At 72.7% G+C, this 1,602-nt stretch carries 2 protein-coding genes; both read left to right on the top strand.

Translation table 11 applies throughout. The annotated features are described in order from the left end of the window. On the top strand, positions 1 to 640 hold a 640-nt coding region (gene lptC / locus x551_RS21945; RefSeq protein ID WP_343252168.1), incomplete at its 5' end, for an LPS export ABC transporter periplasmic protein LptC. After that, positions 637 to 1,419, top strand: coding sequence for an SDR family oxidoreductase (locus x551_RS21940; RefSeq protein ID WP_036232004.1), 783 nt, complete (start codon positions 637 to 639; stop codon positions 1,417 to 1,419). The genes lptC and x551_RS21940, both read left to right, overlap by 4 nt. Positions 1,420 to 1,602 lie beyond the last annotated feature (183 nt).

Raw genomic sequence — 1,602 nt, 5'->3', positions numbered from 1 at the left:
GGGCGGCGCGCGCGAGGCGGTCGGCGGCCCGTGGACCGCGCGCGCGCTCGATCACCTGCTGCGCTACCTGCCGGTGCTGCTGATGGGCGCGCTGGCGGCGCTGAGCTGGTGGCTGGTGAAAAACACCCCGGTGCCGGGCGACACCAAGGCGGCCCAGGCGCTGAGGCACGAGCCGGACTACACGATGCGCGGCTTTTCCGTCGTGAGCTACACGCCGAGCGGCGCGCTGCGCTCGCGGCTCGAAGGCGACGTGATGCAGCACTACCCGGACACCGACACGATCGAGGTCGAAGGCGTGCGCCTGCGGGCGGTCGACGAGACGGGTCGCGTCACGTTGGGCAGCGCGCAGCGGGCGCTGAGCAACGGGGATGCGACCCAGGTGCGGCTGACCGGCGGCGCGCGCGTGATCCGCGAGCCGGGCCCGGGCGAAGGCCCGTCGGCACGGCTCGAGATCCGCGGCGAGTTTCTCGAGCTGTTCACCGAGACGGAGCGGGTGCGCTCGCACCTGCCGGTGACGCTGTTCACCGGTCGCGGTGAGATGCGCGCCGGCAGCCTCGACTACAGCCACCTCGACCGCATCGGCCAGCTGAGCGGTCGCGTGAGCGGCGAGCTGCTCGCCACGCCGCAGGCGGCGCCGTGAGTTCCGCCGCGCCGCTGGTCTTCATCACCGGGGCGTCGAGCGGCATCGGCCAGGCCCTGGCGGCCCGCTTCGCGCAGGCCGGCTACCGTCTGGCGCTGGTAGCGCGCCGCGCCCACGAGATCGAGGCCTGGTGCCGTGCCCGTGGCTGGCCAGCTGAACGTTGGGCGGTCTACGCGGCCGACGTGCGCGACGTGGCGAGCATCACCGCGGCCGGCCGCGCGTGCCTTCAGGACCAGGGCCTACCCGACGTGGTGGTGGCCAACGCCGGCATCAGCATCGGCGTCGATACCGCGGAGTACGAAGACCTGGAAGTGATCCGCGCCACCTTCGAGACCAACAACCTTGGCATGGCTGCCACGTTCCAGCCCTTCGTGAAGCCGATGCGCGAGCGGCGCTCGGGCACGTTGGTGGGAGTGGCGAGCGTCGCGGCCATCCGCGGCCTGCCCGGCCACGGCGCCTACTGCGCGAGCAAGGCGGGCGTGGTGAGCTATTGCGAGAGCCTGCGCGGTGAGTGCCGCGTGTTCGGGATCCGGGTCGTGACGTTGGTGCCCGGCTACGTGGCGACGCCGCTGACTGCCGGCAACCGCTACGGCATGCCCTTCCTGATGACGCCCGAGGCCTTTGCCGAGCGCGCCGTGGCGGCGATCCGGGCCGGCGTCAGCTACCGCGTGATCCCCTGGCAGATGGGGATCGTCGCCAAGCTGATGCGGCTGCTCCCGAACGCCGTGCTGGACCGTGCGCTGGTCGGACGGGGCCGCAAGAAGCGCCAGGGCGAATAGGGCCCGCCAAGACAAAAGGCGGTGGGCCGAAGCGCCACCGCCTTTGAGGAATCCCGGAAGCCGGCATCGACCGGCTCGTGCGATGGGGGCTCTCAGTAGCCGCCGCGGCCACCGCCGCCGCCGCCGTAACCGCCACCACCACCGCTGCGACCACCGCCGCCGCCATAACCGCCGCCACCGCCG

Origin of the sequence: Methylibium sp. T29 (assembly GCF_000576205.1) — a bacterium.
GTDB lineage: Bacteria > Pseudomonadota > Gammaproteobacteria > Burkholderiales > Burkholderiaceae_C > Methylibium > Methylibium petroleiphilum.
This window is presented reverse-complemented; position numbering and strand designations above follow the sequence as displayed.